Source organism: Mycobacterium sp. E3247 (genome assembly GCF_001667785.1).
GTDB lineage: Bacteria > Actinomycetota > Actinomycetes > Mycobacteriales > Mycobacteriaceae > Mycobacterium.
The window spans coordinates 1-657 of record NZ_LZJG01000016.1; the positions used below are offsets into that span (position 1 = coordinate 1).

Below are 657 nucleotides of genomic sequence, written 5' to 3' on the forward strand. Positions count from 1 at the left end.
GAGATCATCCGCAACATTCCGGTTATGGGAGAGACCGACGTGCCGGCCTTCCACGGTGAGGTGACCATGGGTCACGCGGAAGTCCGCATCCGCGACCTAGTGGTCCCCGACGAGAACATTCTCGGCGGCCGTGGCGAGGGCTTTGCGATGGGGCAGCATCGGCTCGGATACGGCCGGCTCCGGCACGGGATGTGGAGCGTGGCCAAAGCTCAGGCAGCCTTGGATATGGCCACCGCACGTGCGTGCGAGCGTGTCACCTTCGGCAAGCGCGTCGCCGATCGGCAAGGCATCCAGTGGATGCTCGCCGATTGCGCCGAGAAGCTCTACATCACGCGACTGATGATCCTGCACCTGGCTTACAAGATGGAACGCGGGCTCGACTTGCGGATCGCGAATTCCATCGCCAAGACTTACATTGCCAACATGCTCATCGATGTCGTCGACACCGCCCTGCAGATTCACGGGTCACTCGGATACTCACACGATCTGCCCCTAGCGGCCTGGTTGGCAGAGGCGCGGATGAACCGCATTGTCGACGGACCCGACGAAGTGCACCGCTGGACGGTGGGGCGCAGCGTGATCAAGGCGTTCGAGGCAACGGGCACCACCGCCGGCGCGGCCGGCGGCGACCTCTTCTGAGCAGCGTCACCAGCACAG

General features: G+C 63.9%; 1 protein-coding gene. It reads left to right on the plus strand.

The features are described from left to right. The coding region (locus A9X04_RS00675; RefSeq protein WP_255396469.1) for an acyl-CoA dehydrogenase family protein at positions 1-639 on the plus strand (639 nt) is incomplete at its 5' end. Between the last annotated feature and the right edge of the window lie 18 nt (positions 640-657).